The sequence below is a fragment of the Rhodococcus sp. P4_C10 genome (assembly GCF_056402135.1).
Window position 1 is genome coordinate 1 of the sequence record NZ_JBFUHZ010000041.1, and the last position, 24,330, is coordinate 24,330.

25 protein-coding genes are annotated in these 24,330 nt (G+C 69.8%); 10 read left to right on the top strand and 15 right to left on the bottom strand.

Going from position 1 to position 24,330, the window contains the following annotated elements; translation table 11 throughout:
* Positions 1-298 (bottom strand): biotin/lipoyl-containing protein (locus AC1DWC_RS21365; protein WP_477911286.1); only part of this gene is annotated, 298 nt, incomplete at its 3' end.
* 279 nt (positions 299-577) lie between these two features.
* Here AC1DWC_RS21365 and AC1DWC_RS21370 point away from each other — a divergent pair.
* Entirely contained in the window at positions 578-916 is a 339-nt protein-coding gene (locus AC1DWC_RS21370; protein WP_477911288.1) for an oxidoreductase, read from the top strand.
* A gap of 62 nt (positions 917-978) precedes the next feature.
* Here AC1DWC_RS21370 and AC1DWC_RS21375 read toward each other — a convergent pair whose 3' ends face one another.
* Positions 979-2,499 (bottom strand): leucyl aminopeptidase, encoded by a 1,521-nt coding sequence (locus AC1DWC_RS21375; RefSeq protein ID WP_477911290.1) that lies wholly within the window; start codon positions 2,497-2,499, stop codon positions 979-981.
* 109 nt (positions 2,500-2,608) lie between these two features.
* On the opposite strand from AC1DWC_RS21375, the gene gcvT reads away from it, so the two are divergent.
* The gene (gene gcvT, locus AC1DWC_RS21380) at positions 2,609-3,709 is read left to right on the top strand and encodes a glycine cleavage system aminomethyltransferase GcvT (RefSeq protein WP_477911292.1); all 1,101 of its coding nucleotides are present in this window, start codon (positions 2,609-2,611) and stop codon (positions 3,707-3,709) included.
* A gap of 64 nt (positions 3,710-3,773) precedes the next feature.
* On the top strand, positions 3,774-4,877 hold the full coding sequence (locus AC1DWC_RS21385; protein WP_477911294.1) for a branched-chain amino acid aminotransferase: 1,104 nt from the start codon (positions 3,774-3,776) through the stop codon (positions 4,875-4,877).
* Positions 4,878-4,955: 78 nt separating this feature from the next.
* Here the strand turns inward: AC1DWC_RS21385 and AC1DWC_RS21390 are convergent, their stop codons facing one another.
* The 5 genes from AC1DWC_RS21390 to AC1DWC_RS21410 all read right to left on the bottom strand — a co-directional run bounded on the left by AC1DWC_RS21390 (position 4,956) and on the right by AC1DWC_RS21410 (position 9,146).
* Positions 4,956-5,717, bottom strand: a complete 762-nt coding sequence (locus AC1DWC_RS21390; protein ID WP_477911296.1) for a hypothetical protein — start codon at positions 5,715-5,717, stop codon at positions 4,956-4,958.
* 121 nt (positions 5,718-5,838) lie between these two features.
* On the bottom strand, positions 5,839-6,609 hold the full coding sequence (locus AC1DWC_RS21395) for an adenosylcobinamide-GDP ribazoletransferase (RefSeq protein WP_477911298.1): 771 nt from the start codon (positions 6,607-6,609) through the stop codon (positions 5,839-5,841).
* A 2-nt stretch (positions 6,610-6,611) separates the two neighbouring features.
* Entirely contained in the window at positions 6,612-7,778 is a 1,167-nt protein-coding gene (gene cobT / locus AC1DWC_RS21400; protein ID WP_477911300.1) for a nicotinate-nucleotide--dimethylbenzimidazole phosphoribosyltransferase, read from the bottom strand.
* A gap of 73 nt (positions 7,779-7,851) precedes the next feature.
* Positions 7,852-8,436: a bifunctional adenosylcobinamide kinase/adenosylcobinamide-phosphate guanylyltransferase gene (locus AC1DWC_RS21405; RefSeq protein WP_477911302.1), complete on the bottom strand. Its 585-nt coding sequence runs from the start codon at positions 8,434-8,436 to the stop codon at positions 7,852-7,854.
* 53 nt (positions 8,437-8,489) lie between these two features.
* Positions 8,490-9,146, bottom strand: coding sequence for a DUF3043 domain-containing protein (locus AC1DWC_RS21410; protein ID WP_477911304.1), 657 nt, complete (start codon positions 9,144-9,146; stop codon positions 8,490-8,492).
* A gap of 198 nt (positions 9,147-9,344) precedes the next feature.
* On the opposite strand from AC1DWC_RS21410, the gene AC1DWC_RS21415 reads away from it, so the two are divergent.
* Positions 9,345-9,695, top strand: coding sequence for an iron-sulfur cluster assembly accessory protein (locus AC1DWC_RS21415; RefSeq protein ID WP_072847385.1), 351 nt, complete (start codon positions 9,345-9,347; stop codon positions 9,693-9,695).
* A 219-nt stretch (positions 9,696-9,914) separates the two neighbouring features.
* Entirely contained in the window at positions 9,915-10,880 is a 966-nt protein-coding gene (locus AC1DWC_RS21420) for a carbohydrate kinase family protein (RefSeq protein ID WP_477911306.1), read from the top strand.
* Between the two features lie 71 nt (positions 10,881-10,951).
* Here the strand turns inward: AC1DWC_RS21420 and asnB are convergent, their stop codons facing one another.
* Positions 10,952-12,877 carry an asparagine synthase (glutamine-hydrolyzing) gene (asnB, locus tag AC1DWC_RS21425; protein ID WP_477911308.1) on the bottom strand — a complete coding sequence of 642 codons (1,926 nt, stop codon included), beginning with the start codon at positions 12,875-12,877 and terminating at the stop codon, positions 10,952-10,954.
* A gap of 204 nt (positions 12,878-13,081) precedes the next feature.
* On the opposite strand from asnB, the gene ctaC reads away from it, so the two are divergent.
* Positions 13,082-14,152: an aa3-type cytochrome oxidase subunit II gene (gene ctaC, locus AC1DWC_RS21430; protein ID WP_477911310.1), complete on the top strand. Its 1,071-nt coding sequence runs from the start codon at positions 13,082-13,084 to the stop codon at positions 14,150-14,152.
* Between the two features lie 46 nt (positions 14,153-14,198).
* Positions 14,199-14,615 (top strand): cytochrome c oxidase subunit 4, encoded by a 417-nt coding sequence (locus tag AC1DWC_RS21435; protein WP_072847389.1) that lies wholly within the window; start codon positions 14,199-14,201, stop codon positions 14,613-14,615.
* Positions 14,616-14,744: 129 nt separating this feature from the next.
* Here AC1DWC_RS21435 and AC1DWC_RS21440 read toward each other — a convergent pair whose 3' ends face one another.
* Positions 14,745-15,491, bottom strand: coding sequence for a MerR family transcriptional regulator (locus AC1DWC_RS21440; protein ID WP_477911312.1), 747 nt, complete (start codon positions 15,489-15,491; stop codon positions 14,745-14,747).
* Between the two features lie 54 nt (positions 15,492-15,545).
* Here AC1DWC_RS21440 and AC1DWC_RS21445 point away from each other — a divergent pair, with 54 nt between their 5' ends.
* Positions 15,546-15,812, top strand: a complete 267-nt coding sequence (locus tag AC1DWC_RS21445; RefSeq protein ID WP_477911314.1) for a hypothetical protein — start codon at positions 15,546-15,548, stop codon at positions 15,810-15,812.
* 156 nt (positions 15,813-15,968) lie between these two features.
* Here AC1DWC_RS21445 and qcrB read toward each other — a convergent pair whose 3' ends face one another.
* The 4 genes from qcrB to ctaE all read right to left on the bottom strand — a co-directional run bounded on the left by qcrB (position 15,969) and on the right by ctaE (position 20,286).
* Positions 15,969-17,630, bottom strand: coding sequence for a cytochrome bc1 complex cytochrome b subunit (gene qcrB / locus AC1DWC_RS21450; RefSeq protein WP_477911316.1), 1,662 nt, complete (start codon positions 17,628-17,630; stop codon positions 15,969-15,971).
* The gene (qcrA, locus tag AC1DWC_RS21455; RefSeq protein WP_477911318.1) at positions 17,627-18,763 is read right to left on the bottom strand and encodes a cytochrome bc1 complex Rieske iron-sulfur subunit; all 1,137 of its coding nucleotides are present in this window, start codon (positions 18,761-18,763) and stop codon (positions 17,627-17,629) included. Before qcrA ends, qcrB begins: the two co-directional genes overlap by 4 nt.
* Positions 18,760-19,611: a cytochrome bc1 complex diheme cytochrome c subunit gene (gene qcrC / locus AC1DWC_RS21460; RefSeq protein ID WP_477911320.1), complete on the bottom strand. Its 852-nt coding sequence runs from the start codon at positions 19,609-19,611 to the stop codon at positions 18,760-18,762. Before qcrC ends, qcrA begins: the two co-directional genes overlap by 4 nt.
* Before the next feature lie 63 nt (positions 19,612-19,674).
* Positions 19,675-20,286 (bottom strand): aa3-type cytochrome oxidase subunit III, encoded by a 612-nt coding sequence (gene ctaE / locus AC1DWC_RS21465; protein ID WP_072847392.1) that lies wholly within the window; start codon positions 20,284-20,286, stop codon positions 19,675-19,677.
* Positions 20,287-20,412: 126 nt separating this feature from the next.
* On the opposite strand from ctaE, the gene AC1DWC_RS21470 reads away from it, so the two are divergent.
* Complete coding sequence (locus AC1DWC_RS21470; RefSeq protein WP_477911322.1) at positions 20,413-20,874, top strand: hypothetical protein; 462 nt, start codon at positions 20,413-20,415, stop codon at positions 20,872-20,874.
* 42 nt (positions 20,875-20,916) lie between these two features.
* Positions 20,917-21,951: an anthranilate phosphoribosyltransferase gene (trpD, locus tag AC1DWC_RS21475; RefSeq protein ID WP_477911324.1), complete on the top strand. Its 1,035-nt coding sequence runs from the start codon at positions 20,917-20,919 to the stop codon at positions 21,949-21,951.
* A 94-nt stretch (positions 21,952-22,045) separates the two neighbouring features.
* Here trpD and AC1DWC_RS21480 read toward each other — a convergent pair whose 3' ends face one another.
* Positions 22,046-22,321 carry an Lrp/AsnC family transcriptional regulator gene (locus AC1DWC_RS21480; protein ID WP_072847395.1) on the bottom strand — a complete coding sequence of 92 codons (276 nt, stop codon included), beginning with the start codon at positions 22,319-22,321 and terminating at the stop codon, positions 22,046-22,048.
* 86 nt (positions 22,322-22,407) lie between these two features.
* Positions 22,408-24,120 (bottom strand): DEDD exonuclease domain-containing protein, encoded by a 1,713-nt coding sequence (locus AC1DWC_RS21485; protein ID WP_477911326.1) that lies wholly within the window; start codon positions 24,118-24,120, stop codon positions 22,408-22,410.
* Positions 24,121-24,330 lie beyond the last annotated feature (210 nt).

Genomic DNA, 24,330 nt, shown 5'->3' on the forward strand with positions numbered 1-24,330 from the left:
CGGCCTCGGCGGCGGGCGCGGGGGCCGGTGCGGGCGCGGCGGCGGGCGCCGGCGCCTCGTCAGCGGCACCGATGATGCCGAGCTCGCCACCGATCTCGACGGTGTCGTCCTCCTGGGCGACGATCTTTGTCAGAACGCCTGCAGCGGGGGACGGGATCTCGGTGTCGACCTTGTCGGTGGAGACCTCGAGCAAGGGCTCGTCGACCTCCACCGTGTCGCCCTCCTGCTTGAGCCACCTCGTGACAGTTCCTTCGGTGACGCTCTCACCAAGGGCTGGCATCTGGACGGAGAAGGCCATGCTTTTGACTCCTCGACAGTTGTGTTCGGGTTGTTGAGTTTGTCGACTTGTGGTCGAAATCCATTGTGCAGTAGTGCCGACGTCACGGAACCAGTTGCGGTCGGGAAATACCCCGACGAACTCGACCCGGGACGGCGTCTGCCCATCCTTCCATTGATCGGTTCGGGCCGTCCGATGAGGGGCGTGCCACAGCTTCCTCATTTCGCGCACAGGAACTGCTGGCAAACTTGAGACTGGACCACGCAATCGGCATCGACGTCGGGTGAGGAGGGGGAAATCGTGGGTTTGCTCAGCAAGTTCTCGAGGCGGCGACGCAGCGTCTCCGCGCGCGCCGACGCCGATTCCGACGCGCAGTACCTGGCGAACTGGGCGCACACGCACGTGGGCGTCGAGGCCTACGTCGAGCCGCAGACGACGGTCACCCCGGTCACCGTCGTGCTGGTGGCCACCGACGGGGAATGGACCCGCCGCCGCGTCGGTGGCGAACGCGGTGCCCGCCGGCTCGGCGAGGATCTCGGCATCCCCGTCTACGACGTGCGCAAGACCGGCTACCCGCAGCGGATGCGAGACCACGACGCCCGGCAGAAGATCCTGCGCAAACGCGCCCAGCAGGCCTGACGGCCCGTGCGCCTTCCCGGTAGGCACCGCTACCGGAAAGGCGCACAGACGACGCCAGTCGCCTATCCGTTGTCGGCGATGTCCTCGAGCACGGCGATCATCGTCCGCACCGGCACTCCGGTGCCGCCCTTGCCGGTGTACCCGAACGGGCCGCCGGAGTTGTAGGCCGGACCCGCAACGTCGATGTGTGCCCACTGGACGTCGTCCGCGACGAACTCCCGGAGGAAGATCGCGGCCGCGCACATCCCGCCCCACCGGTGGTTGGTGACGTTGGCGAGGTCGGCGACCTTCGAGTTCAGGTCGGCGCGCAACTCGGCGGGCATCGGCATCGCCCACGCGTTCTCGCCGATCTCCTGCGAGATGCGGGCGACCCGGTCGCGGAACTCGTCGGTGCCCATCACGCCGGGGGTGCGGTTGCCCAGCGCCACCATCTGGGCGCCGGTCAGGGTCGCCGTGTCGATCAGGTAGTCGGGCTTGTCCTCGCAGGCCCGCACGATCGCGTCGGCCAGGATCAGCCGGCCCTCGGCGTCGGTGTTGATGACCTCGACGGTGGTGCCGCCGTACTGGGTCAGCACGTCGCCGGGCCGCTGTGCGGTGCTCGACGGCATGTTCTCCGCCATCGGCACCGTCGCGGTCACGTTGACCTTCAGCCCGAGCTTCGCGGCCAGCACCACGGTCGCGATCACGGCGGCCGCGCCGCCCATGTCGGAGGTCATGGCCTCCATGCCGGCGGCAGGCTTGATGGAGATTCCGCCGGTGTCGAAGGTCACGCCCTTGCCGACGAGCGCGACGGACGGGGCCGACTTGCGGGCCGCGCCGGTGTAGGTCATCCGGACCAGCCGGGGCAGCCGCGAGGAGCCCTTGCCGACGCCCATGATGCCGCCGTAGCCGGCCTTGTCGAGCGCCTTCTCGTCGAGCACCTGGACCTTGAGGCCGGCCTCGGTGCCCAGGGTCTTCGCGCGGGCCGCGAACTCGGCCGGGAACAGGTGGCTGGGCGGGGTGTTCACGAACTCGCGGGCGGTGGCGACGGCCTCGCCGATCGCGAGCGCCCGCGCCAGCACGTCCTTGACGGCCTTGGTCCGGGGCGACTCGACGAGGAACTCGACGCGGGCGACCGGCTGTCCGTCGGCGCCGGGGACGGACTTCGACTTGTACGAGGTGAACGCGTAGGCGCCCAGGTAGAAGCCCTCGGCGGCGGCACCGAGGTCGAGCGCGGACAGGGTGGTCGCAACGGTCCCCGTCCCGGTCAGCGCGCGGGCGGCCGCACCGGCGGACCGGCGGACCTGCTCGGCGTCGACGTCGTCGGCCTTGCCGAGGCCGACCGCGAGGATGCTGGTGACGCCGGCGCCCTCGGGCGCCGGGACCCGGGTGACCTCCTCGGGGCGGCCGGTCGCGCCGACCGCCGTCAGGTTCGCGAGCACCGCCTCCACGGTCTCGTCGTCGAGCGCCTCGCCGACCGACGGCTCGGGGCCGTCGGGGCCTGCGGTGAGCCCGATGACCAGGACCTCCGCGCGGGCAGAGATCTTGCCGGCCAGCGCGAGGGCGGGGCCGAGCGGGGTTACGGGGGACAGGGCGGCACTCACGGGTGCACTCCTTCGTCAGGGGGTGGACAACTGCCCGACACCTTAGTTCGGTGGGCGGGGCGTTCGCCGTGGCCGTGACCCCCGACGCGGTCCGCTAGCGTTAACGCCCATGACAGAAGCCGACCTCCTGCAGGGACCCCTCCACGCTGTGCACACCGAACTCGGTGCGACCTTCGCGCCGTTCGGCGGCTGGCAGATGCCGGTCTCCTACGCCGGCACGGTTGCCGAGCACACCGCAGTTCGCGAGACGGTCGGCGTGTTCGACGTCAGCCACCTCGGCAAGGCCCTGGTCGCGGGCCCCGGTGCCGCCGACTTCGTGAACGCCAAGCTGACCAACGATCTCGGCAAGATCGGGCCGGGTCAGGCGCAGTACACGCTGTGCGCCACCGAGGCGGGCGGCGTCGTCGACGACCTCATCGCCTACTACGTCAGTGACGACGAGGTGTTCCTCGTCCCCAACGCCGCGAACACCGCGGCCGTGGTGGCGGCGCTGGCCGCGGAGGCCCCGGCCGGGGTGACGGTCACCGACCAGCACCGCGACTACGGCGTCCTGGCCGTGCAGGGGCCGCGGTCCGCGGAAATCCTTGCCGCGCTGGGCCTTCCGTCCGGCATGGACTACATGGCCTTCGAGGACGCGGTCTTCGAGGGCGCGCCGGTGCGGGTGTGCCGCACCGGGTACACGGGCGAGCACGGCTACGAGGTGCTGCCCACCTGGGACGGCAGCGAGGCGGTGTTCCGGGCGTTGGTGGCCGCGGTCCGCGAGGCAGGCGGCGAGGTGGCCGGGCTCGGCGCCCGTGACACCCTGCGCACCGAGGCCGGCTACCCGCTGCACGGGCACGAGCTGTCCACCGAGATCTCGCCGCTGCAGGCGCGGTGCGGCTGGGCCATCGGCTGGAAGAAGCCGCAGTTCTGGGGCCGGGACGCGCTGGTCACGGAGAAGGAGGCCGGCCCGGCCCGCAAGATGTGGGGGATCCGGGCGCTCGACCGTGGCGTGCTGCGGCAGGGCCAGACCGTGCTCCGCGACGGGGCGCCGATCGGCGAGACCACCTCGGGCACCTTCTCGCCGACGCTCAAGGTCGGGATCGCGTTGGGCCTGCTGAACTCCGACGCCGAACTGGCGGCGGGGGACGTGGTGGAGGTGGACGTCCGCGGTCGCGCGCTGCGCTGCGAGATCGTCAGCCCGCCGTTCGTCCCGCTGCACACCCGCTGAGCCGAGGCCTGTGCTCGCCGTACGCCGCGAAAGTGGCGTACGGCGCATTCGCTAGGATCGGCGCATGACTGGTGTCCTCGAATTCATGCACGTCGTCCACCCCTCGCCCGTCTCCGCGGACGAGCGCGCCGGGGTGTTGGCGAACCCCGGATTCGGGAAGTACTTCACCGATCACATGGTCACCATCGACTACACCGAGGGTCTGGGCTGGCACGACGCCACCGTCCAGCCCTACGCGCCGATGCAGCTCGACCCCGCGGCCATGGTCCTGCACTACGGTCAGGCCATCTTCGAGGGCCTCAAGGCGTACCGGCAGCAGGACGACACCGTCGCCTCCTTCCGGGTCGCCGCGAACGCCGAGCGTCTGCGCGCCTCGGCGCGGCGGATGGCCATGCCGGAGCTGCCCGACGACCTGTTCCTCAACTCGATCACCGAGCTGCTCGCGGTGGACAAGGACTGGGTCCCGGTGGCGGGCGGCGAGGCGGCGCTGTACCTGCGGCCGTTCATGATCGCGACCGAGGTGGGCCTCGGGGTGCGGCCGGCCAACCGGTACCGCTACCTGCTGATCGCGTCGCCGGCGGGTGCCTACTTCCCGCAGGGCGTCAAGCCGGTCAGCGTGTGGCTGTCCACCGAGTACGTGCGGGCGGCCCCGGGCGGCACCGGAGCGGCGAAGTTCGCGGGCAACTACGCGGCCTCGCTGGTCGCCCAGGCGCAGGCCGCCGACGAGGGTTGCGACCAGGTGGTCTGGCTCGACGCGATCGAACGCCGCTACGTCGAGGAGATGGGCGGGATGAACCTGTTCTTCGTCTTCGGATCCGGGCCCGACGCGCGGCTGGTCACCCCGGAACTGTCCGGCTCCCTGCTGCCGGGCATCACCCGCGACTCGCTGCTGACGCTGGCCGCCGACGCCGGATTCGCGGTGGAGGAGCGCCGGATCAGCACCGACGAGTGGCGCGAGAAGGCGGCCTCCGGCGAGATCACCGAGGTGTTCGCGTGCGGCACCGCAGCCGTGATCACCCCGGTCGGTCGGGTCAAGTCCGCCGAGGGCGAGTTCACCGTCGGCGGTGGCGAGCCGGGCGCGGTCACCATGGCGCTGCGCGACACCCTCACCGGCATCCAGCGCGGTACCTTCGCCGACACCCACGGCTGGATGAGCACGCTCGCCTGATCGGTCACACACCCGCGGCCCGCAACCGAATGGTTGTGGGCCGTCGGCGTTTCCGGTGCAGGCTGGTTCGGAACCAGGCTAGGGCAACGAAGCGGGCTCCGGCGCGGCCTCGGTCCGCTGCCGAGAGGAGATGTCGGCAGCCTCGGCCGGGACGGTCCTGGCGGACGTCAGGAACATGCCGAGGAGCTGGGACATGGCCGCGTCCCGCAGGGCCGGTTCCGCGCTCTCGGTACCGAGCAGCTCGGTCAGCCGGTGGACGGTGCGGACGTCGTCACCCCGGAGCTCGTCCAACCAGTGCTCGACAGGTTCCGGTGGCGTGGGCCGCCCGAACAGCGGATACCGCACGTACTGGTGTCGCCGGAGGTCCTTGCAGCGCCGTTCCCTGGCGAGGTCGTCCGCCGACCACTCGAAGACGCAGCCCGCCAGCGACAGTGTCGTCGGTTCCAGCTCCGAGCAGTCCCGGCCGGACGGCAGGGCCGTGATGACCAGCTCGACCGGGTCGGTTCCCTCCGCGATGGCGAACGAGATCCGGTACTCCTCACCGGATCTGGTGACCACACAAGTCACCCCCGGACAACCGGGAACCGGACGGACGGTACCGGAAGGCGGCTCGGTTCCGTCGCCGTTCGAGGCGACGTCGGGGTAGAGCAGGATCGCCGATCCCGCGGACTCCGCGGCGAGCAGCATCGTGCCGTGCGGGAAATCGGGGGAGGGGCTGCCCGCCGGGCAGGTGTACTCGACGGTCTCGGCCGCGTCGGTGCGGGAACCGACCCAGATCCCGTGCCGGCAGTACCGGGGATTGGCGTCGTAGTCCTCGACGGCGAGACTGATGGCTCCCATCGGACCTCGACGGTGTCCTACCTGTCGTAACCACTGAGTCATGTCGGCCTCCTTCGCGGATGTGCTCAGCGTAGGAAGGCCGACGGTCGGCGGTGCGAGTAGTCGACTACTCGAAACCTCGTCAGCCGCCGAGCAGGAGACCCACCGCGACCACGGTCACCGTCACCTCGATCGAGGCGCCCAGAACGTCACCGGTGAGGCCGCCGAACCTGCGGGCGCAGTGCCGGGTCAGCAGGACTGTCAGCCCGAGTGCGGCCGCGACGACCACCGGGCCCTGCCACCAGCGGACCGGCACCGCGGCGGACGCGGCCGCCAGCAGTGCGAGCGACCAGCCCGCGCACACCCACCTCGACTGGGTGCCGGCCACGAGCGCGCCGAACCCGGTAGGCGCGGCGGCGGACAGTGCCTTCCGGCAGGCCAGCACGGCGGCCACCCGGCCCGCCGCGACCGCGGCGACGAGCGCGAGCCACTGCCCGGCATGGGCGAGCGCGCCGAACGAGAGTGCCTGTGCGGCAAGGACGACCACCAGCGCGGCCGCCCCGAACGGTCCCACGCCGCCGCTGCGCATCACCTCGAGCGCCCGGGCCGGGTCGCCGTAGCAGCCGAGGCCGTCGACGGTGTCGGCCAGGCCGTCCACGTGCATCCCGCGGGTGGCCAGGGCCAGCGCGGCGACGGCGAGCAGTCCGGCCAGCGCGGGCTCGAGGTCGGCCGCCAGCAGCAGCCAGACCAGGCCCGCGGCGGCGGCGCCGAGGAGCACCCCGACCACCGGGGTCGCGGCGATCGCCCGGCGGCCCGCGACGCGGTCCGGGGCCGGCCGCCGCGGGTCGTGCAGGCCGGGCAGCACGGTCAGCCAGGACAGCGCCAGGCGGAGGCCGTCGAGTGCGGCGGTCACGGTCAGCGCGGGGCGGCGTCGGGGGCGGTGGTCCCGTCCTCGGGGTCGGTGGTCTCGTCCTCGGGACCGGCGGCGTCGGCTTCGGGTTCGCCGGAGCTGACGCCGGCGTCCGCGAAGGTGGCCATGTTCGTCAGCGTCGCGATCGCGGACTGCAGCAGCGGCAACGCGACCAGCGCCCCGGACCCCTCGCCGAGGCGCATGTCGAGCTCGACGAGCGGCTCCAGCCGTAGGTGGGTGAGGGCCAGCGTGTGCGCGGGCTCGGTGGACCGGTGCCCGGCCACCCACCAGTCCCGGGCACCCGGTGCGAGTTCCTCCGCGACCATCGCGGCCGCGGTGACCACCACGCCGTCCAGGATCACCGGCGTGCGGCGCAGCGCCGCCTGCGCGAGGAAGCCTGCCATCGCGGCCAGGTCGGCGCCCGACGCGACCCGCAGCAGCGCCGCCGGGTCCTTGACCACCGGCCGCGCCCGACGCATCGCGTCACGCACCGCGGCCGTCTTGCGGGCCCAGCCCGCGTCGTCGATGCCGGTGCCGCGGCCGACGGCCACCACGGGCTCGGTGTCGGTGAGCGAGGCGATCAGGACGGTCGCGGGGGTGGTGTTGCCGATGCCCATCTCGCCGGCGATCAGCAGGTCCGCCCCCGAGTCCACCTCCTCGTCGGCGATGGCGCGGCCCGCGGCGATCGCGCGCAGCGTCTCGTCCTCGGTGAGCGCGTCCTCGCGGTCGATGGAACCGCTCGAGCGCCGCACCTTGTGGGTGGCGACCGTCGGGTCCGTGTAGGAGTCGACCGCGATGTCGACCACCCGCACGCCGGCGCCGGTGATCGCGGCCAGCGCGTTCACCGCGGCGCCGCCGGCCTGGAAGTTCGAGACCATCTGCGCGGTCACCTCGGCCGGGTACGCGGACACCCCGTGTCGGGCGACGCCGTGGTCGCCCGCGAAGACCACCACCCGCGGCCGTTCGAACAGGTGCGGCGGGCACTGGTCCTGGCAGGCCGCGACCCAGCCGGCGAGCGACTCGAGCCGGCCGAGCGAACCGGTCGGCTTGGTCAGCTGGAGCTGGCGGGCGTCGGCGTCGGCGCGCGCGGCCGCGGACGGCGGGGTGACGGCGTCGAAGGCGGCCGCGGTGGGGCTGCCGGGCTCGACGGGGCTGGGCGATTCGGTTGTCACGGTTGACCTTTCACGTCAGCGCTGGTGATCGGAAAGAGGGTCGTCGCAGGGCGCGCCGGGTGCGCGGGAGGTGTCACTTGAGGGTCATCGCCAGGCCCGCCACCACGAGCAGGACCTCGTCGCAGGCCCGCGCGAGACGGGCGTTCAACGCGCCGATCTCGTCGCGGAACAGTCGGCCGGAGCGGGTCTCCGGGATGACGCCGAGGCCCACCTCGGGGCTCACCAGCACGAGCCGGCCGGGATAACGGGACACCGCGTCGACGAGGTCGTCCACCCGCGGGCCCACCGTTCCCCGCGGCAGGTCCCAGGCCGCGGCCGCGTCGAGTTCGGCGGTCAGCCAGGTGCCGAGGTCGTCGACGAGGGTCGCGGGGGCGTCCGCGCGCAGCACCTCGGCCAGGCCGGGTCCCGACGCCGTCTCGACGGTGGACCAGGACTGCGGGCGCCGGACCCGGTGCTCGTCGACGCGGCTGGTCCAGTCCGTGTCGGCGGGGTCGAGGCGGGAGGTGGCCACGTACCGGACGCGGTCGCCGGGCGTGCCGGCGAGCAGCGCCTCGGCGTGCCCGGACTTGCCCGAGCGCGCGCCGCCGAGGACCAGGGTGCGCTTGGGTACGGCGGGGGAGGACACGCGGTAGACCGTACCAACGGTGTTCTCCCGCATATCGACTGGTCGAAGCCGGACCGGTGGGGCGCCCGGKGGGCGCCCCCGGGGGGTCAGACGGCGTCGCCGGGGGAGACCCGCGGCTGCGGCGCCCGCATCTTCCGGATCTGCGAGGCCCGCACGAACGCGTACCAGCCGAGCTTGAAGCCGCCGTCCGTGGTCTCGGGGAACCGCTCGCGGACGCGGTTGTTGATGCGGCGGCCCATGATGTACCCCTCGACGGCCATGAACAGCATCATCACCAGCATGCCGAGGGTGACGAGGGACTGGACCGCGGGGTTGAGGAACATCGCCATGATCAGCAGCAGCGCCAGCGGCATGAACAGGCCGACCAGGTGCCGGCGGGAGTCGACCAGGTCACGGGCGAAGGCGCGCACCGGGCCCTTGTCGCGGGGGAGCAGGTACTTGTCCTCGCCCGCGAGCATCCGGGCACGGCGGTCGGCCGCGGTGGCACGACGCTCCACGGACGCAGCCTTGCGCTCCTCCTTGGAGCCCTGGGTCTGCTTGCGCCGGGCCCGGGCCTCCTTCGCGGTCAGCGGCGCCGGTGCGACGGGCCCGCGACGCTTGCCCTCGGCCTCGCGGCGGGTCGGCGTGGGCCGGCCCTTGCCCTCGGTCGGGGTGGACGGCGCCGACGCGGCGGCACTCGACTCGGCGACCTCACGGTCTCCGTTGTCGGAATTGTCGGGGTTACCTCGGCGCAGCAGTTTCACACCACCAGGCTACTTCGTGTACCGGTGCGGGCACGACACGCTCCCGTTCCGGGTGCCGCACCCCCCCGACGCCGGGTCCCGATCGACGGCCGCACGCGCTCACGGAGACGACAGCCGGGGACGTGGGGAAGGAATAATCGGAGGGCGGGGTACCGTTGAAGCGTTCACGGGTTTGGCACGAGCGAACAGGGAGAGCCCATGACTGTGCAGAACGAGACGACCGCGCACAAGGTCGTCATGACCGATGCCGCGGCCGCCAAGGCGAAGGCGTTGCTCGACCAGGAGGGTCGCGACGACCTGGCGCTGCGTATCGCCGTCCAGCCGGGTGGCTGTGCGGGGCTGCGTTACCAGCTCTTCTTCGACGACCGGAACCTCGACGGTGACCTGATCGTCGACTTCGGCGGCGTCAGCCTGGCCGTGGATCGGATGAGCGCGCCGTACGTCGAGGGCGCCTCCATCGACTTCGTCGACAGCATCGAGAAGCAGGGCTTCACGATCGACAACCCGAACGCCACCGGCTCCTGCGCCTGTGGAGACTCGTTCAACTGATCGATCCCGCGGCGTACGCCGTGTGAGCCGTGCGGCAGTGGCGCGGAACCCGGACCGGGTTCCGCGCCATTTGCCGTGTCCGGGGGTCGACGCCTCGACTCCTGTGCCGCCCGGTCGGCGCGGCCCGCGTCGCGGTGCCGGTACCGTGGCAGTTTTGCGGCACAACCGAATAGTGGGGCGGCGCGGACGCCGTCCCGACCAACTGAAAGGTCCCCGAGCGTGACAATTGCGGTCACCGGTTCCATCGCCACCGATCACCTGATGCGGTTCCCCGGCCGGTTCGCCGAGCAGCTGCTCGCCGACCAGCTCCAGAACATCTCGCTGAGCTTCCTCGTCGACGACCTGGTGGTCCGGCGCGGCGGTGTCGGCGGCAACATCGCCTACGCCATGGGCGTGCTCGGCGGATCGCCGCTGCTGGTCGGGGCCGTCGGCGCCGACTTCGCGGAGTACCGGACCTGGCTCGAGGGACACGGCGTCGACTGCGAGTCGGTCCGGATCTCCGAGACCGCGCACACCGCCCGGTTCGTGTGCACCACCGACGAGGACATGGCGCAGATCGCGTCGTTCTACCCGGGTGCGATGAGCGAGGCCCGCGAGATCTCGCTGGCCGACCTGCCCGCCGGTGTGGACCTGGTGCTCGTGGGCGCCAACGACCCGGCCGCGATGATCCGGCACACCGAGCAGTGCCGCGAGCTGGGGCTGCCGTTCGCGGCCGACCCGTCCCAGCAGCTCGCGCGGCTCTCCGGGGCCGAGGCCCGCGAGCTGATCGGCGGCGCGAAGTACCTGTTCACGAACAAGTACGAGTGGGCGCTGCTGCTGCAGAAGAGCGAGCTCACCGAGACCGAGATCGCGCAGCAGGTGGGCCTGCGGGTGACCACGCTCGGCGCGGAGGGCGTCGAGATCGTCGACCACGAGGGCAACTTCGTGCGCGTCGGGGTCGTGCCGGAGAAGGCGAAGGTGGACCCCACCGGCGTCGGTGACGCGTTCCGGGCCGGGTTCCTCACCGGACAGGCCGCGGGGCTGGGCCTCGAGCGGTCCGCACAGCTCGGCTCGCTGGTGGCGGTGCTGGTGCTCGAGACCGTCGGCACCCAGGAGTGGAGCCTGGACCGCGAGGACGCCGTCAAGCGGCTGGCCGACGCGTACGGGACCGACGCGGCCGACGAGATCGGTGCCCTGCTGAAGTAGGCGGCTCCGCSGCTCGTGCGCGGTTGACGGGTCCTTCGGACCCGTCAACCCGCGCACGAGCGCGTCAGTACCTACAGGTTGACCGGGTAGACCGGCTCCTGGATCTGCGGCACGATGCGCTTCTCCACGAAGATGCCGTGCCACACCATGAAGCACAGCACCGTCCAGAGCCGACGGCTGTGGTCGGAGACGCCCTCGCGGTGCGCGTTCAGCATCGCGGCGACCGCGGCCTTGTCGAAGATGTGGTCGGTCTGCGAGTCCGCGATCTGCTGGTGCGCCCAGTCGAACAGCTCCGTGCCGGCGAGCCAGTGCCGCAGCGGCACCGGGAAGCCCAGCTTCGCGCGGTGCAGCACGTGCGCCGGGACGATCCCCTCCAACGCCTGACGCAGCGCGTACTTCGTCGTGGTCTTGGTGATCTTCTGATCCAGCGGCACCCGCGAGGCCACGTCGAAGACCTCGGTGTCGAGGAACGGCACCCGCAGCTCGAGTGAGTTCGCCATCGTCATCTTGTCGGCCTTGACCAGGATGTCGCCGCGCATCCAGGTGAACAGGTCCAGGTGCTGCATACGCGCCACCGGGTCCCAGTCCCGCGACTGCGCGTAGATCGGCGCTGTCACGTCCTGGTGCGTCCACTCCGGCCGGAAGTCGCGCAGCACGCTCCGCAGTTGGGCGTCGCTGAAGCTGCGCGCGTTGCCGTAGTAGCGGTCCTCGAGCGTCATCGAGCCGCGGTGCAGCAGGCTCTTGCCGCGGGTGCCCTCCGGGATCCGGTCGGAGAGCTTGCCGGCGGCCCGTCGCAACGGGGCCGGCAGGTACTCGAACGGCTTGAGCGAGAGCGGCTCGCGGTAGATGGTGTAGCCGCCGAACAGCTCGTCCGCGCCCTCGCCCGAGAGCACCACCTTGACGTGCTTGCGGGCCTCCTTCGCCACGAACCACAACGGCACCAGCGCCGGGTCGGCGACCGGGTCGTCGAGGTACCAGATGATCTCCGGGATCGCGGCCGCGAACTCGGCCGGGCTGACGACCTTGACCACGTGCCTGGCGCCGATCGCGGCGGCCGACTCGGCGGCGACGTCGACCTCGGAGTAGCCCTCGCGCTCGAAGCCGGTGGTGAAGGTGATCAGGTCCGGGTTGTGCCGGATGGCCAGGGCCGCGATCGCGGTGGAGTCGATGCCGCCCGACAGGAACGACCCGACGGTCACGTCCGCGCGCATGTGCTTGGCAACGGAGTCCTCGAGGGCCTCGGCGATCTCCTGGTAGCGGGCCTGCTCAGAACCCGGGGTGAACGGCTTCGCCGGGAACTTCGGGGTGAAGTAGCGGGTGATCCGCGGCGCCTCCCCGGCCCGCACCCAGGCGTAGGAACCGGACTCGAGCCGGCGGATGTCGGCGTGCAGCGTCTCCGGTTCGGGCACGTACTGCAGCACCGTGTAGTGCTCGATGGCGCGGGGGTCGAGGCCCGTGCCGATGCCGATCAGCTCGGTCAGCTCCAGCAGGCTCTTCTTCTCGCTGCCGAAGGCGGTGCCACCGGCGCCCGTCGCCAGGAACAGCGGCTTGATGCCGAACGGGTCCCGGGCCAGGAACAGGTCCCGGGTCTCGGTGTCCCAGATCGCGAAGGCGAACATGCCGCGCAGCCGGCGGACCGCGTCGGCGCCCCAGTGGTGGAACGCGGCGACGATCGCCTCGCTGTCGCCCTCCGTCCGGAAGGTGGCGCCGTGGTCCTTCGCGAGTTCGGCGCGAATCTCCAGGTAGTTGTAGATCTCGCCGTTGAAGGTCAGGGCGTAGCGGTCAGGGTTCTCCGGCGGGCCCCAGCGCAGCGGCTGGTGCGAGTGCTCGATGTCGATGATCGAGAGCCGGTTGAAACCGAAGACGAGGTCGGCGTCGTGCCAAGTGCCGTGCTCGTCCGGTCCGCGGTGACGTAGACAGTGCATCGCCGCGTCGACGCGGGCGACCGCGTCGTCGGTGGTGCCGGTGGAGGTCAATAGCCCGAGCAGTCCGCACACAGCGTCCGGTACCTCAATTCACGCATAGGGGATGGACCCGCAGTTGACGGGGCCAATTCACGAATGTTCAAAAGTATGCCGCAGACTCGGCGAATCGCTGGTTCAGACCCGAGGGTGGATGGGCGGCAGCTTTGGTCTACGCTGCGTAGTATTCGGGCTGCCCACTGGGCGGGCCTATCTCAATTTTGCAGCGATCAGGAAGGCGTGAACGTGGCGCAGAGTCGGATCCTTCGGCGGGCGGGGCTAGCAGCATCATTAGGCCTAGCCGCCATGCTGCTGTCGGGTTGTTCGATCGACAATCCGGTACTCCGGTTCGGATGGCCGTCGGGCATTACCCCGCAGGCTGAGCGGATGCGTGAGCTGTGGACCTGGTCGGTCGTCGCCGCCCTGTTCATGGGCGTGATTGTGTGGGGCCTCACCTTCTGGGTGGTCATCTTCCACCGGAAGAAGAAGGACTCGCCCGAGTTCCCGAGGCAGACGGCATACAACGTGCCGCTGGAGCTCTTCTACACCGCGGTGCCGTTCGTCATCATCGCCGTGCTGTTCTACTTCACGGTGGTCGTGCAGAACTACGTCACGGAGAAGAAGGACAACCCGAACGTCGTGGTCGACGTGACGGCGTACCAGTGGAACTGGAAGTTCGGCTACCGCACCATCGACATGGGTGACGGCACCGCGAAGTACGAGGGCACCAACCTCGAGGCGCAGGCCGCTGCCGAGGTGCCGGCCGAGGAGCAGGAAGTCCACGGCAACCTGGTTCCCGGACCGATCAACGGCAAGAGCAAGAACGACCTGTCGTTCCTGCACTACGACAAGATCGAGACCGTCGGCACCAGCAACGAGATCCCGGTCCTGGTGCTGCCGACCGGCAAGCGCGTCGAGTTCGTCCTCAACGCCGCCGACGTCATCCACGCCTTCTGGGTCCCGGAGTTCCTGTTCAAGCGGGACGTCATGCCGAACCCGAAGGAAAACCACTCGGACAACGTCTTCCAGATCAGTGAGATCCAGAAGGAAGGCGCGTTCGTCGGCCGCTGCGCCGAGATGTGCGGCACGTACCACGCGATGATGAACTTCGAGATCCGCGCCGTGAGCCCGGAGAAGTTCAACGAGTACATCGAGCTGCGCAAGCCGGCTGACGAGGGTGGACGCGGGCTGAGCACCGCCGAGGCACTCCAGGAGATCGGCGAGTCGCCGGTCGCCACCTCGACGCATCCGTTCAACACCGAGCGCACGTACCGCCAGGCCAGCGACGTGCTCGAGGGCGAGTACCAGTAGTCGTGCCGACGGCACCCACCCATCAACCGCTGAAGGACGAGCTGACATGAATATCGAAGCCAAGCTCTTTGAGATTTTGACGGTGTTTTTCATCCTCGTCGGAATCGTGTACGGCGTGTTCACCGCCGCATCGAGGACAGGCATCGAGTGGGCCGGTCTGACCGCAATTGCGCTGTCTGCCGGGCTGACCCTGATCGTCGGGACCTACTTCCGATTCGTGGCGCGTCGTCTCGACACCCGCCCCGAGGACTACGACGAGGCCGAGATCGCTGACGGCGCGGGCGACCTGGGCTTCTTCAGCCCGGGTAGCTGGTGGCCGGCCGCGCTCGCCCTGGCCGCCGCGTTCATCGCGGTCGCGCTGGCCTTCTTCCAGCCCTGGATGATCGCCTTCGGCGTGCTCCTGGTGCTGACCGCGGTCTGCGGCCTGGTCTTCGAGTACCACGTCGGTCCCGAGAAGCACTAGCAACACCCACACGTACGCCACTGGGCGCCGTACTCCGCACCGGAGTCCGGCGCCCAGTTCGTTTTGACACCGGTGCGCCCAACGACACGTGATCCGCCAACTCGGCAGCCGTCTGCGAACACAGCGGTCCTACGTCGAGCCGGGAGCGTTCCCAGCCGCTCCCGCGATCAGTGCTGCGAGCCGCTGCCATGCCGGCGACACCTCGTTCAACGTGGATTGAATGAGGTCGGGGACGTTCGAGCGTGTTGCGTGGCCGGGCGGCGGCGCCTGCGCGTAGCGCTCCCGCGCAACTTCGGCGATCCTCTCGGCGAGATCCTCAATGCGGGGATCGTCGGGGCGCAGGTCGTGGGCGGCGTCGTAGGCGAGGTAGAGCTCGCGCAGGCGTGGGTCGTCCACTGCGTCGGCCTGGTCTCGGAAGAGCTCCAGCGCCTCGTCGGGGAGGGTCGCAAACACAAGGATCCAGAGATCGGTTTCGAGGGCGACCCATCGAGCGGTGAAGCCACAGTTCGGCAACCGATCGAGGTGGGCGACAACCTCGCCGGGAAGATTCAGGGGATCCTGGGCGGCGAGGGCACGGAGCCGTCGCTGGGTGTCGCGCAGGTCCCGGATCTGCTGGCTGAGGGCTTGGTCCACCTGGTGCAGGGCCGCAGCAAAGTCGGCACCGCTGGTGGTGAACAGCTCGCGAACATCGGCGAGCGGCACACCGGCCTGGGACAAGGTCCGTGCTCTGATGGCGGTAGCAACGTCTCGTGCGTTGTAGCGGCGGTAGCCGGAACCGTCGCGTTCGGGCTCTGGCAGGACGCCCTTGTCGTGGTAGACGCGGATGGTCTTGGTGGTTACTCCGGCGTAACGGGCGAGCTGGCCGATCGTGATCACCCCCGCATCCTGCCACTTGACCTTGCCCCAGGGGCAGGGTTGCATCCTTCTCTCATGACGACACCGATTGATCGAGACACCCTCCGGACGCTGGCCGATGAGGGCAACGAGGATGCCCTGGACCGACTCGCCGACTTGGCAGACGCACGCAAGGACCTCACCGAACTCGAGCAACTTCACGACGAGGGCAGTGAGCATGCCGGCAACCTGTTGGCTCAGCGAGCCTCTCAGGCCGGCGACGCGCGCTGTCTCCAGCGCCTGGCCGACGCAGGATCCGATCTCGCCGAGAGTCTTCTCGGCGAGCTCCTACGTGCCGATTGAGTCCGAACGGGAGACTGTGGGGGAGGGGAACGGCCACCGGGGAACCTCGGCACGCGCGTAGGCAGCAGCCGGGCCGGCACGCGCACCCCGGAAACAGCGAAGGCCCCGAACTCGAATCGAGTTCGGGGCCTTCACCGTTGACGTGTCAGACGGGAATCAGTGCTCGCCGTCGGTCTTGTCGTGGCCGTGGACCGTGTCCTGGTAGGCCTTGAGGATCGCGAGCTGCTCGTGCTCGTTCTGGTGCTCCGCGGCCTTGAGGGCCTCGGACTCCTCGATCGGGTCGGCGGTGAGCAGGCTGCCGGAGCCCGGCTTGCCGGCCGAACCCAGCTTGTTCATCTTCTTCGGGATCGCCGCGCCCTGGTACTCGAGCGGGATCGGGTGGCCGTGGTCGTCCACCGGGCCGAGCGGCTGGTGGATCTCGACGTACTCACCGTGCGGCAGGCGCTTGATCACGCCGGTCTCGATGCCGTGCTCGAGCACCTGGCGGTCGCTGCGCTGCAGACCCAGGCAGAACCGGTACGTGAAGAAGTACGCCAGCGGCGGCAGCACGACGATGCCGATGCGGCCCATCCACGTCGTCGCGTTCACGGAGATGTCGAACTTGTACGCGATGATGTCGTTGACGCACATGACGGTCAGGATGAAGTAGAACGTCAGTGCCATGACGCCGAGGCCGGTACGCACCGGAACGTCGCGCGGACGCTGCAGCAGGTTGTGGTGCGCGTCGTCCTTGGTGAACTTCTTCTCGATCCACGGGTAGGCGATCAGCACCGTGAAGACCAGACCCATGATGAGCGCGACCGCGAACACCGCCGGGATGGTGTAGGTGCCAAACAGGTAGATCTCCCACGCGGGCCACAGGCGGGCCATGCCGTCCGTCCACATCATGTAGATGTCGGGCTGGACGCCGGCGGAGACCTGCGACGGGTTGTACGGGCCGAGGTTCCAGACCGGGTTGATCTGCAGCAGGCCGCCCATCAGCGCGAGGATGCCGAAGGTGATGGCGAAGAACGCACCGGACTTGACCGCGAACACTGGGAGGATGCGGACGCCCACGACGTTCTGCTCGGTGCGGCCGGTGCCGGGGAACTGCGTGTGCTTCTGGTACCAGACCAGCGCCAGGTGCGCACCGATCAGGGCCAGGATGATGCCCGGAAGCAGCAGGACGTGTGCCACGTACAGACGCGGGATGATCAGCTGACCGGGGAAGTCGCCGTCGAAGATCAGCCACTGCAGCCAGGTGCCGACGACCGGGACACTCAGCGTGATGCCGGACAGGGCGGCACGCAGGCCGGTGCCGGACAGCAGGTCGTCGGGCAGCGAGTAGCCGAAGAAGCCCTCGAACATCGCCAGGATCAGCAGCAGGCAGCCGATGACCCAGTTCGCCTCACGCGGGCGACGGAACGCGCCGGTGAAGAAGATGCGCAGCAGGTGCACGATGATCGACGCGGCGAACATCAGGGCGGCCCAGTGGTGGATCTGACGGACGAACAGGCCGCCGCGTACCTCGAACGAGAGGTCCAGGGTAGTGGCGTACGCCCGCGACATCTCGACGCCGCGGAGCGGCTGGTAGGCGCCGTTGTAGACGACCTCGGCCATGGACGGGTCGAAGAACAGCGTCAGGTACACGCCCGAGATGAGCAGGATCACGAAGCTGTACAGCGCGATCTCGCCGAGCAGGAAGGACCAGTGGGTCGGGAAGACCTTGTTGATCTGCCTGCGCATGCCGGCGGCAAGGTGGTAGCGAGAATCGAGGTTCTCGCCCGCCTTGGCGGCGTGAGCTGCGACCTTGGACTGGCCGCCAGTGGTGGTTGTCATGAGGGACGCTCCCAAAATCCGGGGCCGAGAGCTTCGACGAAGTCGCCGTTGGCGACCAAGAAGCCCTCTTCGTTGACTGTAATCGGCAACTGGGGGAGTGCACGAGCGGCCGGTCCGAAGATCGGCTTTCCGTACTGGAGAGCGTCGAACTGCGACTGGTGGCACGGGCAGAGGATCCGGTTGGTCTGCTGCTCGTACAGCGAGGTCGGGCAGCCCAGGTGGGTGCAGAGCTTCGAGTAGGCGAAGTAGTCGCCGTAGTTGAAGCTCTCCTGGCCGCGACGCTTGACCGCGCGAGTGGCGTCCTCGGTGCGCAGACGGATCAGCATGACCGGGTTGTCGGCGCGCTTGAGGGCGTGGCCGAGGGCCTTCTCGTCGCCGCGCTCCGACTCACGGAACGGGAACACCGTCTCCATCGAGCCCGCGTCGAGGTCCTCCGGGCGAACCAGGACGATGTCGTCGCGACGGCCGGTGTAGCGACGGAGGTAGATGGTCTCGCCGGGGAAGGCCGGGGTCCAGCCCGAGGTCCACAGGTCGGACTTGTCGCCCTTGGCCCACGGGTTCTTGATCAGGCCGCCGAGCGGCATGATCGCCATGATGCCGAGCGCGCCGGCGCCGAACCCGAGGCTCCGGGTGATCAGCTTGCGCCGACCCAGCGTCGAAGTCTCCAGCGAGTCGCCGAGCTGCGCGACGATGGTCTTCTGGTCGACCGCCGAGGAACCGCCGTCGTGGCGGTCCTGGATCGCGACCTCTTCGGGGATGAACTTCTTGGTGAACTTCACCGCGCCGACACCGACCGCGAGGATTGCGGTGCCCATGGTCAGGCCCAGCAACGGGGTGTAGAGGTTGTACGCGCTGTAGCCGTCCTCGCCGATGCCCTTGTACTCCCAGGGCCAGAAGAGGTAGATCGCGATGAATGCAATGGCTGCCACGCCGGCGATGCCGAACCAGAGGGCGACGTCGCGCTCGGCGCGCTTCTCCGCCTTGGTTCCCTCGACGGGCCAGCGCTCGCGCCGGAACGCGAGGTCGACACCGTCGAGGTTGGTACCGAGTTCGACGAGTTCGTCGCGACTCATCGCGTCGAGCTCGGCCTCGGTGGGCTTACGTGGCGTATCGCCGTGACCGGCGTCGCTCATGACCTTGCTCCGATCCACAGCGCTGCGCCGACGACGGCAGCGATTCCGATGACCCACATGGCCAGGCCCTCGGGACCGGTGCCGAAGCCGCCGAGGCCGTAGCCGCCGGGGTTCTTGGTCTCGTTCGAGGACTTGACGTACGCGATGATGTCGTGCTTCTCGTCCGGGCTCAGCTGGCGGTCGGAGAACTTGGGCATGTTCTGCGGACCGGTGACCATTGCCTGGTAGATCTGCTGCTCGCTGGCCGGCTCGAGCGGCGGTGCGAACTTGCCGGAGGACAGCGCGCCGCCCTTGCCGGTGAAGTTGTGGCACGACGCGCAGTTCAGCCGGAACAGCTCGCTGCCGCGTGCGACGTCGTCGCCGCGCAGCGACGTCGAGGCGACCTCGCCGTTGGCGTCGCGGACGACGGTCGGGCCGCCGCCGTTCGCCTGGACGAACGCGCCGATGGCGTCGGTCTGGTTCGCGTCGAACTTCGCGGGCTTGCGCAGCACCTGCGCCTCGTTGCGCGCGGCCGGCATGCGACCCGACGAGACCTGGAAGTAGACGGCGGCCTCGCCGACACCGATGAGGCTCGGGCCACGGTCCTCGACACCCTGCAGGTTCGCGCCGTGGCACGTGATGCAGGACGTGTCGTAGAGCTGCTTGCCCTCGCGGATGAGCGCTGCCGAGTCGTCAGACGCGGTCGCTACCTGCGGGGTAGGGGTCAGGGCTGCGGCGAGGAAGCCGGCGCCGACGAGGCCCATCATCAGGACCATGGCGCCGGTGACGCGCCTACGGAACTTGCGCTGACGACGGGCTTTGGAGGCAGTCGCGCTGTCGGCGGCTGCTGAAGGGGGGGATGAACTCATCTGTATCCCTTTGGTCTCGCGGGAACGGACTGAACGGACTGGGCTGAGTACTGCGTTCAGCTTCTAACGGATGAAATAGATGGTGGCGAACAGGCCGATCCACACGATGTCGACGAAGTGCCAGTAGTACGAGACAACAATGGCCGCAGTCGCCTGCTGGGGGGTGAACTTACTGAGCTTGGTACGTACGAGCAGGATCACGAAGGCAACCAGGCCGCCGATCACGTGCAGTCCGTGGAAGCCGGTCGTCATGTAGAAGACCGAGCCGTAGGAGCTGCTCGAGAACGTCGTGCCGGTGTGCACCAGGTGGTAGTACTCGTATGCCTGGCCGATCACGAACAGGGTGCCCATCACCAGAGTGAGGGTGTACCACCTGCGGAGGCCGAATACGTCACCTCGCTCAGCGGCGAAAACGCCCATCTGGCAGGTGAAAGAGGAGGCCACCAGCACCGCGGTCACGGGGACCGCGAGCATGAGATTCAACTCGGTGGGCTCCGGCGGCCAATTGCCGTTCGCCTGCGCGCGCGCGACAAAATACATCGCGAACAAACCAGCGAAGAACATGAGCTCGCTGGACAGCCAGACAATGGTGCCGACGCTGACCATGTTCGGCCGGTTCAGCGAGTGCACGCGCTGGGTGATTGCGGATCCTTGGGTCCCTACTGCGCTCGTCACAGACAGAAGTATGACGCCTTGTCGTAAGAGACGGGTACCCGGGTCCAAGATGGGCGCGTCGGAGCCCTGACCAAGTATGCACGCCGCGACGATTGTGCAGGTAGATGGCTGTGCGAGGCTGAGGTCATGGAACTACAGCGGTGGTTGAGGGGTCTGTTCGGACGTCGACGGGTGGTCCCGCTCGACCCGGATCGGACCGATCTGGTTGCGGTCGTGGAGAGCTTCGACGACGTCGAGGCGTGCAGCCGGGTTCTGGAGCGGGCGGCGGTGTCGGAGCCCCGCTGGGTCGAGTCCGCGGAGGCGGTCCTGCGGCACCATCTGCGGGKGCCGCGGGGCGAGCTGGCCCGGGTCGCCGAGATCGCGGCTCAGGACGGTTACACGCCGGCTCAGGAACCAGCCCCGGGTGCCGCGTCGGACGAGGATCCGGAACTGGTCGCGCTGGTGCTCGCGCGCGTCCAGCTGCTCGACGCACTGCACTGTTCCCAGGAGCAGTCGCGGATGGCGGGTCTGGCGCAGCGTGCGGGCGGCCATGTCCTCGGGTGGGATGCGTTGCAGCCGCCGCATAATCCGGTTGCCGGTACTGACTAAGCTGCGGAGCATTGTCGGTCGGCCAGGGAAGAGGCGGTTGCGATGGGGAGTTGGCCAGAGGTGCTCGGTGCGCTGACGGACGGGCACGATCTGGATCCCGGCACCGCGTCGTGGGCGATGGACGAGATCATGTCGGACAACGCGACCTCGGCACAGATTGCCGCGTTCGGCGTCGCATTGAAGATGAAGGGCCCGAAGCCCGCAGAGGTGACGGGGATCGCGGACGCGATGCTCGCGCACGCGCGGACGCTCGACCTCGACGGTGACGCGGTCGACGTGGTCGGGACCGGCGGCGACCGCCAGCAGACCGTGAACATCTCGACCATGGCGTCCGTGGTCGTCGCGGCGGCCGGGGTACGGGTGGTCAAGCACGGTAACCGCGCCGCGTCGTCCAAGAGCGGTGGCGCGGACGTGCTCGAGGCGCTCGGGGTGAAGATCACCCTGAGCCCGGACGCCGTCGCGGAATGTGTCCGCCAGGTGGGGATCGGTTTCTGCTTCGCCCCGACGTTCCACCCCGCGTTCCGGTTCACCGCGGGCCCGCGCAAGGAAATCGGCATCCCGACGGTGTTCAACGTGCTCGGGCCGCTGACCAACCCGGCGCGTCCGCGGGCCGGGCTGATCGGTTGTGCGTTCGCGGACCTGCAGCCCGTGGTCGCGGGGGTGCTCGCCGGCCGGGGTGCCTCGGCGCTCGTGGTGCGCGGCGACGACGGACTCGACGAGATCACCACCTCGACCACCAGCACCGCCTACGTCGTCACCGTCGGCACGGTTCGCCAGGAGCGGATCGACCCGACGGCGCTCGGGATCGCGAGGGTGCCGCTGGATGCGTTGCGCGGCGGTGACGCGGAGGCCAACGCGGCAATCGCGCGGGCGGTGCTCGGCGGCGAGCGGGGCGCCGTGCACGACGCGGTGGTCCTCAATGCGGCGGGGGCGATCGCGGCCTACGACGGGCTCGACGGCGACCTCGACGATGCCCTGCGGGCCGGGATGGCGCGCGCGACCGCGGCGATCGACAGCGGTGCGGCCGCGGGTCTGCTCGACCGCTGGGTCGCCGTCAGCACCGCGCTGGCGGGCTGAGGCTGCTCCCGGGAGGCGCGGCGCCGCCGCGCCTCCCGGGGTGCCCGTGTCGATCCGGATGTCACTGATCCGGATGCGGTCGATCCGGTGGGCGCTACTCCCCGATCGAGAAGGCTGCCTCGACATCGGCGCTGGCATAGGACCGGAACGCGATGTGGGTGGTGGTCTGCACGACGCCCTCGACCTTGTTGATCGCGCCGGTGACGACCTCGGCGATCTGCGCGTGGTCGCGAACCTTCACGATGGCGATCAGGTCGACGTCGCCCGCGCACGAGTAGACCTCGGAGACGCCGGCGATGTCGGCCACGGCCTGGGCGGTCTCGGGGATCCGGTTCGCCTCGGCATGAATGAGGACGATGGCGTTGATCATCTCGCTCCTTATACAACTGTGGGAAGAGCCCTCGCGGTCGCTCCGGGGCTCCGGGCTTCTGGGGACTCCGCTCTCGCGTGCTCAGACTAGGCGCTCGCGCGGTGGGCGAGCGCGCACCACTCCTGCCACCCGCCGCCTCCGTGCGCGGGTTCGGCGTAGCCCTGGCTGGCCCGCACCACCCGTACTCCCGGTAGCGCGAGCCAACTCGCGACCAACCCGACCTCGCCCGCCATCGCGCCACGCAGCGGCGACGGCTCGTCGATCACCGTCTCCGCGGCGAGCACGAGTGCCTCGACCACGGGCATCGGCGCAACGCCGCGCGCGGCGACGCCCGCGGACGCCAGGCGGCCCGCCCGGACCACCGCGAATTCCCAGCCGCCCTCGTCGCGGGGCCGGGCGGCGACCAGTTCGTCCACGGCGGCCAGCGCGGCGAGTCGTTGCGCGCGGTGCAGCGCGGTGGCGAGGGCCGCGGTGCGGTCGCGCAGCCGGGCGGCGTTCTCGAAGAGTTCGGCGGCCGCCAGTTCCTCGACGCGGGAGCGCAGTCGTGCCAGTGGGGCGTCGTCCATGCCGCGGAACATGGCGAGCGCGCTCAGCGGCGCGGGCCGGTAGTGCTCGGCGGTCCGGGGCTCGCTGCCGGCCGGGCAGCCGCCGACCACGCTGTCGGGGCAGTCCGGCCCGTGCGGCAGTTCCTGGCGAATCTTCTTGGTGCAGGTGCGGATTCGGCATGCGTCGGCGATCGTGGCAGCGATCTCGCCGGCGTCGGTGCGTGAGGAGAACGGTCCGAGTGCCTCCGCCGTGGGGCGGCGGGTGACCGACAACCGGGGAAACGGTTCGTCGGTCATCGTGATCCACCAGGCACGCCGCGGGAACTTGGATCGGCGGTTGTACGGAGGCGCGTGCGCGGCGAGCAGTCTCAACTCCCGGACGGACGCCTCGAGCCCGTGCGCGCATTCCACATGGTCGACCCGGGTGGCGAGGGCGACCATCTCCTTCATCCGGGCGCGGGTCTCGGAGCCGGTGAAGTAGCCCCGAACCCGGCGCTGCAGGTTCACGGCGGTGCCGACGTAGAGGACTTCCTCCGACGGACCGCGGAAGAGGTAGACGCCGGGTGTGCGGGGGAGGTCGGCGGCCAGGTCGCGCTTGCCGCGCTGTGCGGCGGAGACGTTGGGTAGGTAGTCGACGAGTTCGGCATAGCTGTGCACGCCCAGGCCGCCGACCCGCTCGATCAGCCCGTGCAGGACGTCGACGGTGGCGCGGGCGTCGTCGAGGGCGCGGTGGGTGGGTTGGGTGCCGACCCGGAACAGGCCGGCCAGCGCGGAGAGCTTCACCGAGGGGGCCTCCTCCCGGGAGAGCACCCGGCGGGCCAGCTTCACGGTGCAGAGCACCTGGAACGGCGGCCACGGCAGCTCACAGCGGGCCGCAGCCGCCTTCAGGAAGCCGACGTCGAACGGGGCGTTGTGGGCGACCAGGACCGCGCCGCGCGCGAACTCGAGGAAGCTCGGCAGGACGCGCTCGATCCGGGGTGCGTCGATCAGCATTGCCGACGTGATCCCCGTGAGCTCGACGATGTAGGGCGGGATGCTGCGGCCGGGGTCGACCAGCGTCGCCAGCTCGCCGATCACCTCGCCGCCCCGGATCTTCACCGCGCCGATCTCCGTGATGGCGTCGTCGCCGGAGCTGCTGCCGGTGGTCTCGAGGTCGACGACGACGAAGGTGGTCTCGCGCAGCGGGGTGTCCAGCTCGTCGAAGGACAACTGCTGCGGCGTCGACTGCTGTGCGGTCGAAATGCGGGGACTCACAGCGCTGAGGCTAGGGCCGGCCACCGACAGCGCCGTCAAGTCGAACGTGTGCGCGAGAAAACCTGTCGGACCCCGGGGCTACTTTCCGTGGACGGGGCCGCGGAAACGCCCGGCGACGGACGAAAGAGACGAGGGTCACAGTGATTGTCGACTGCGGTGAGTGCGAGGTGCGGGGTGCGGCGTGTGCGGACTGCCTGGTGCCGGTCCTGC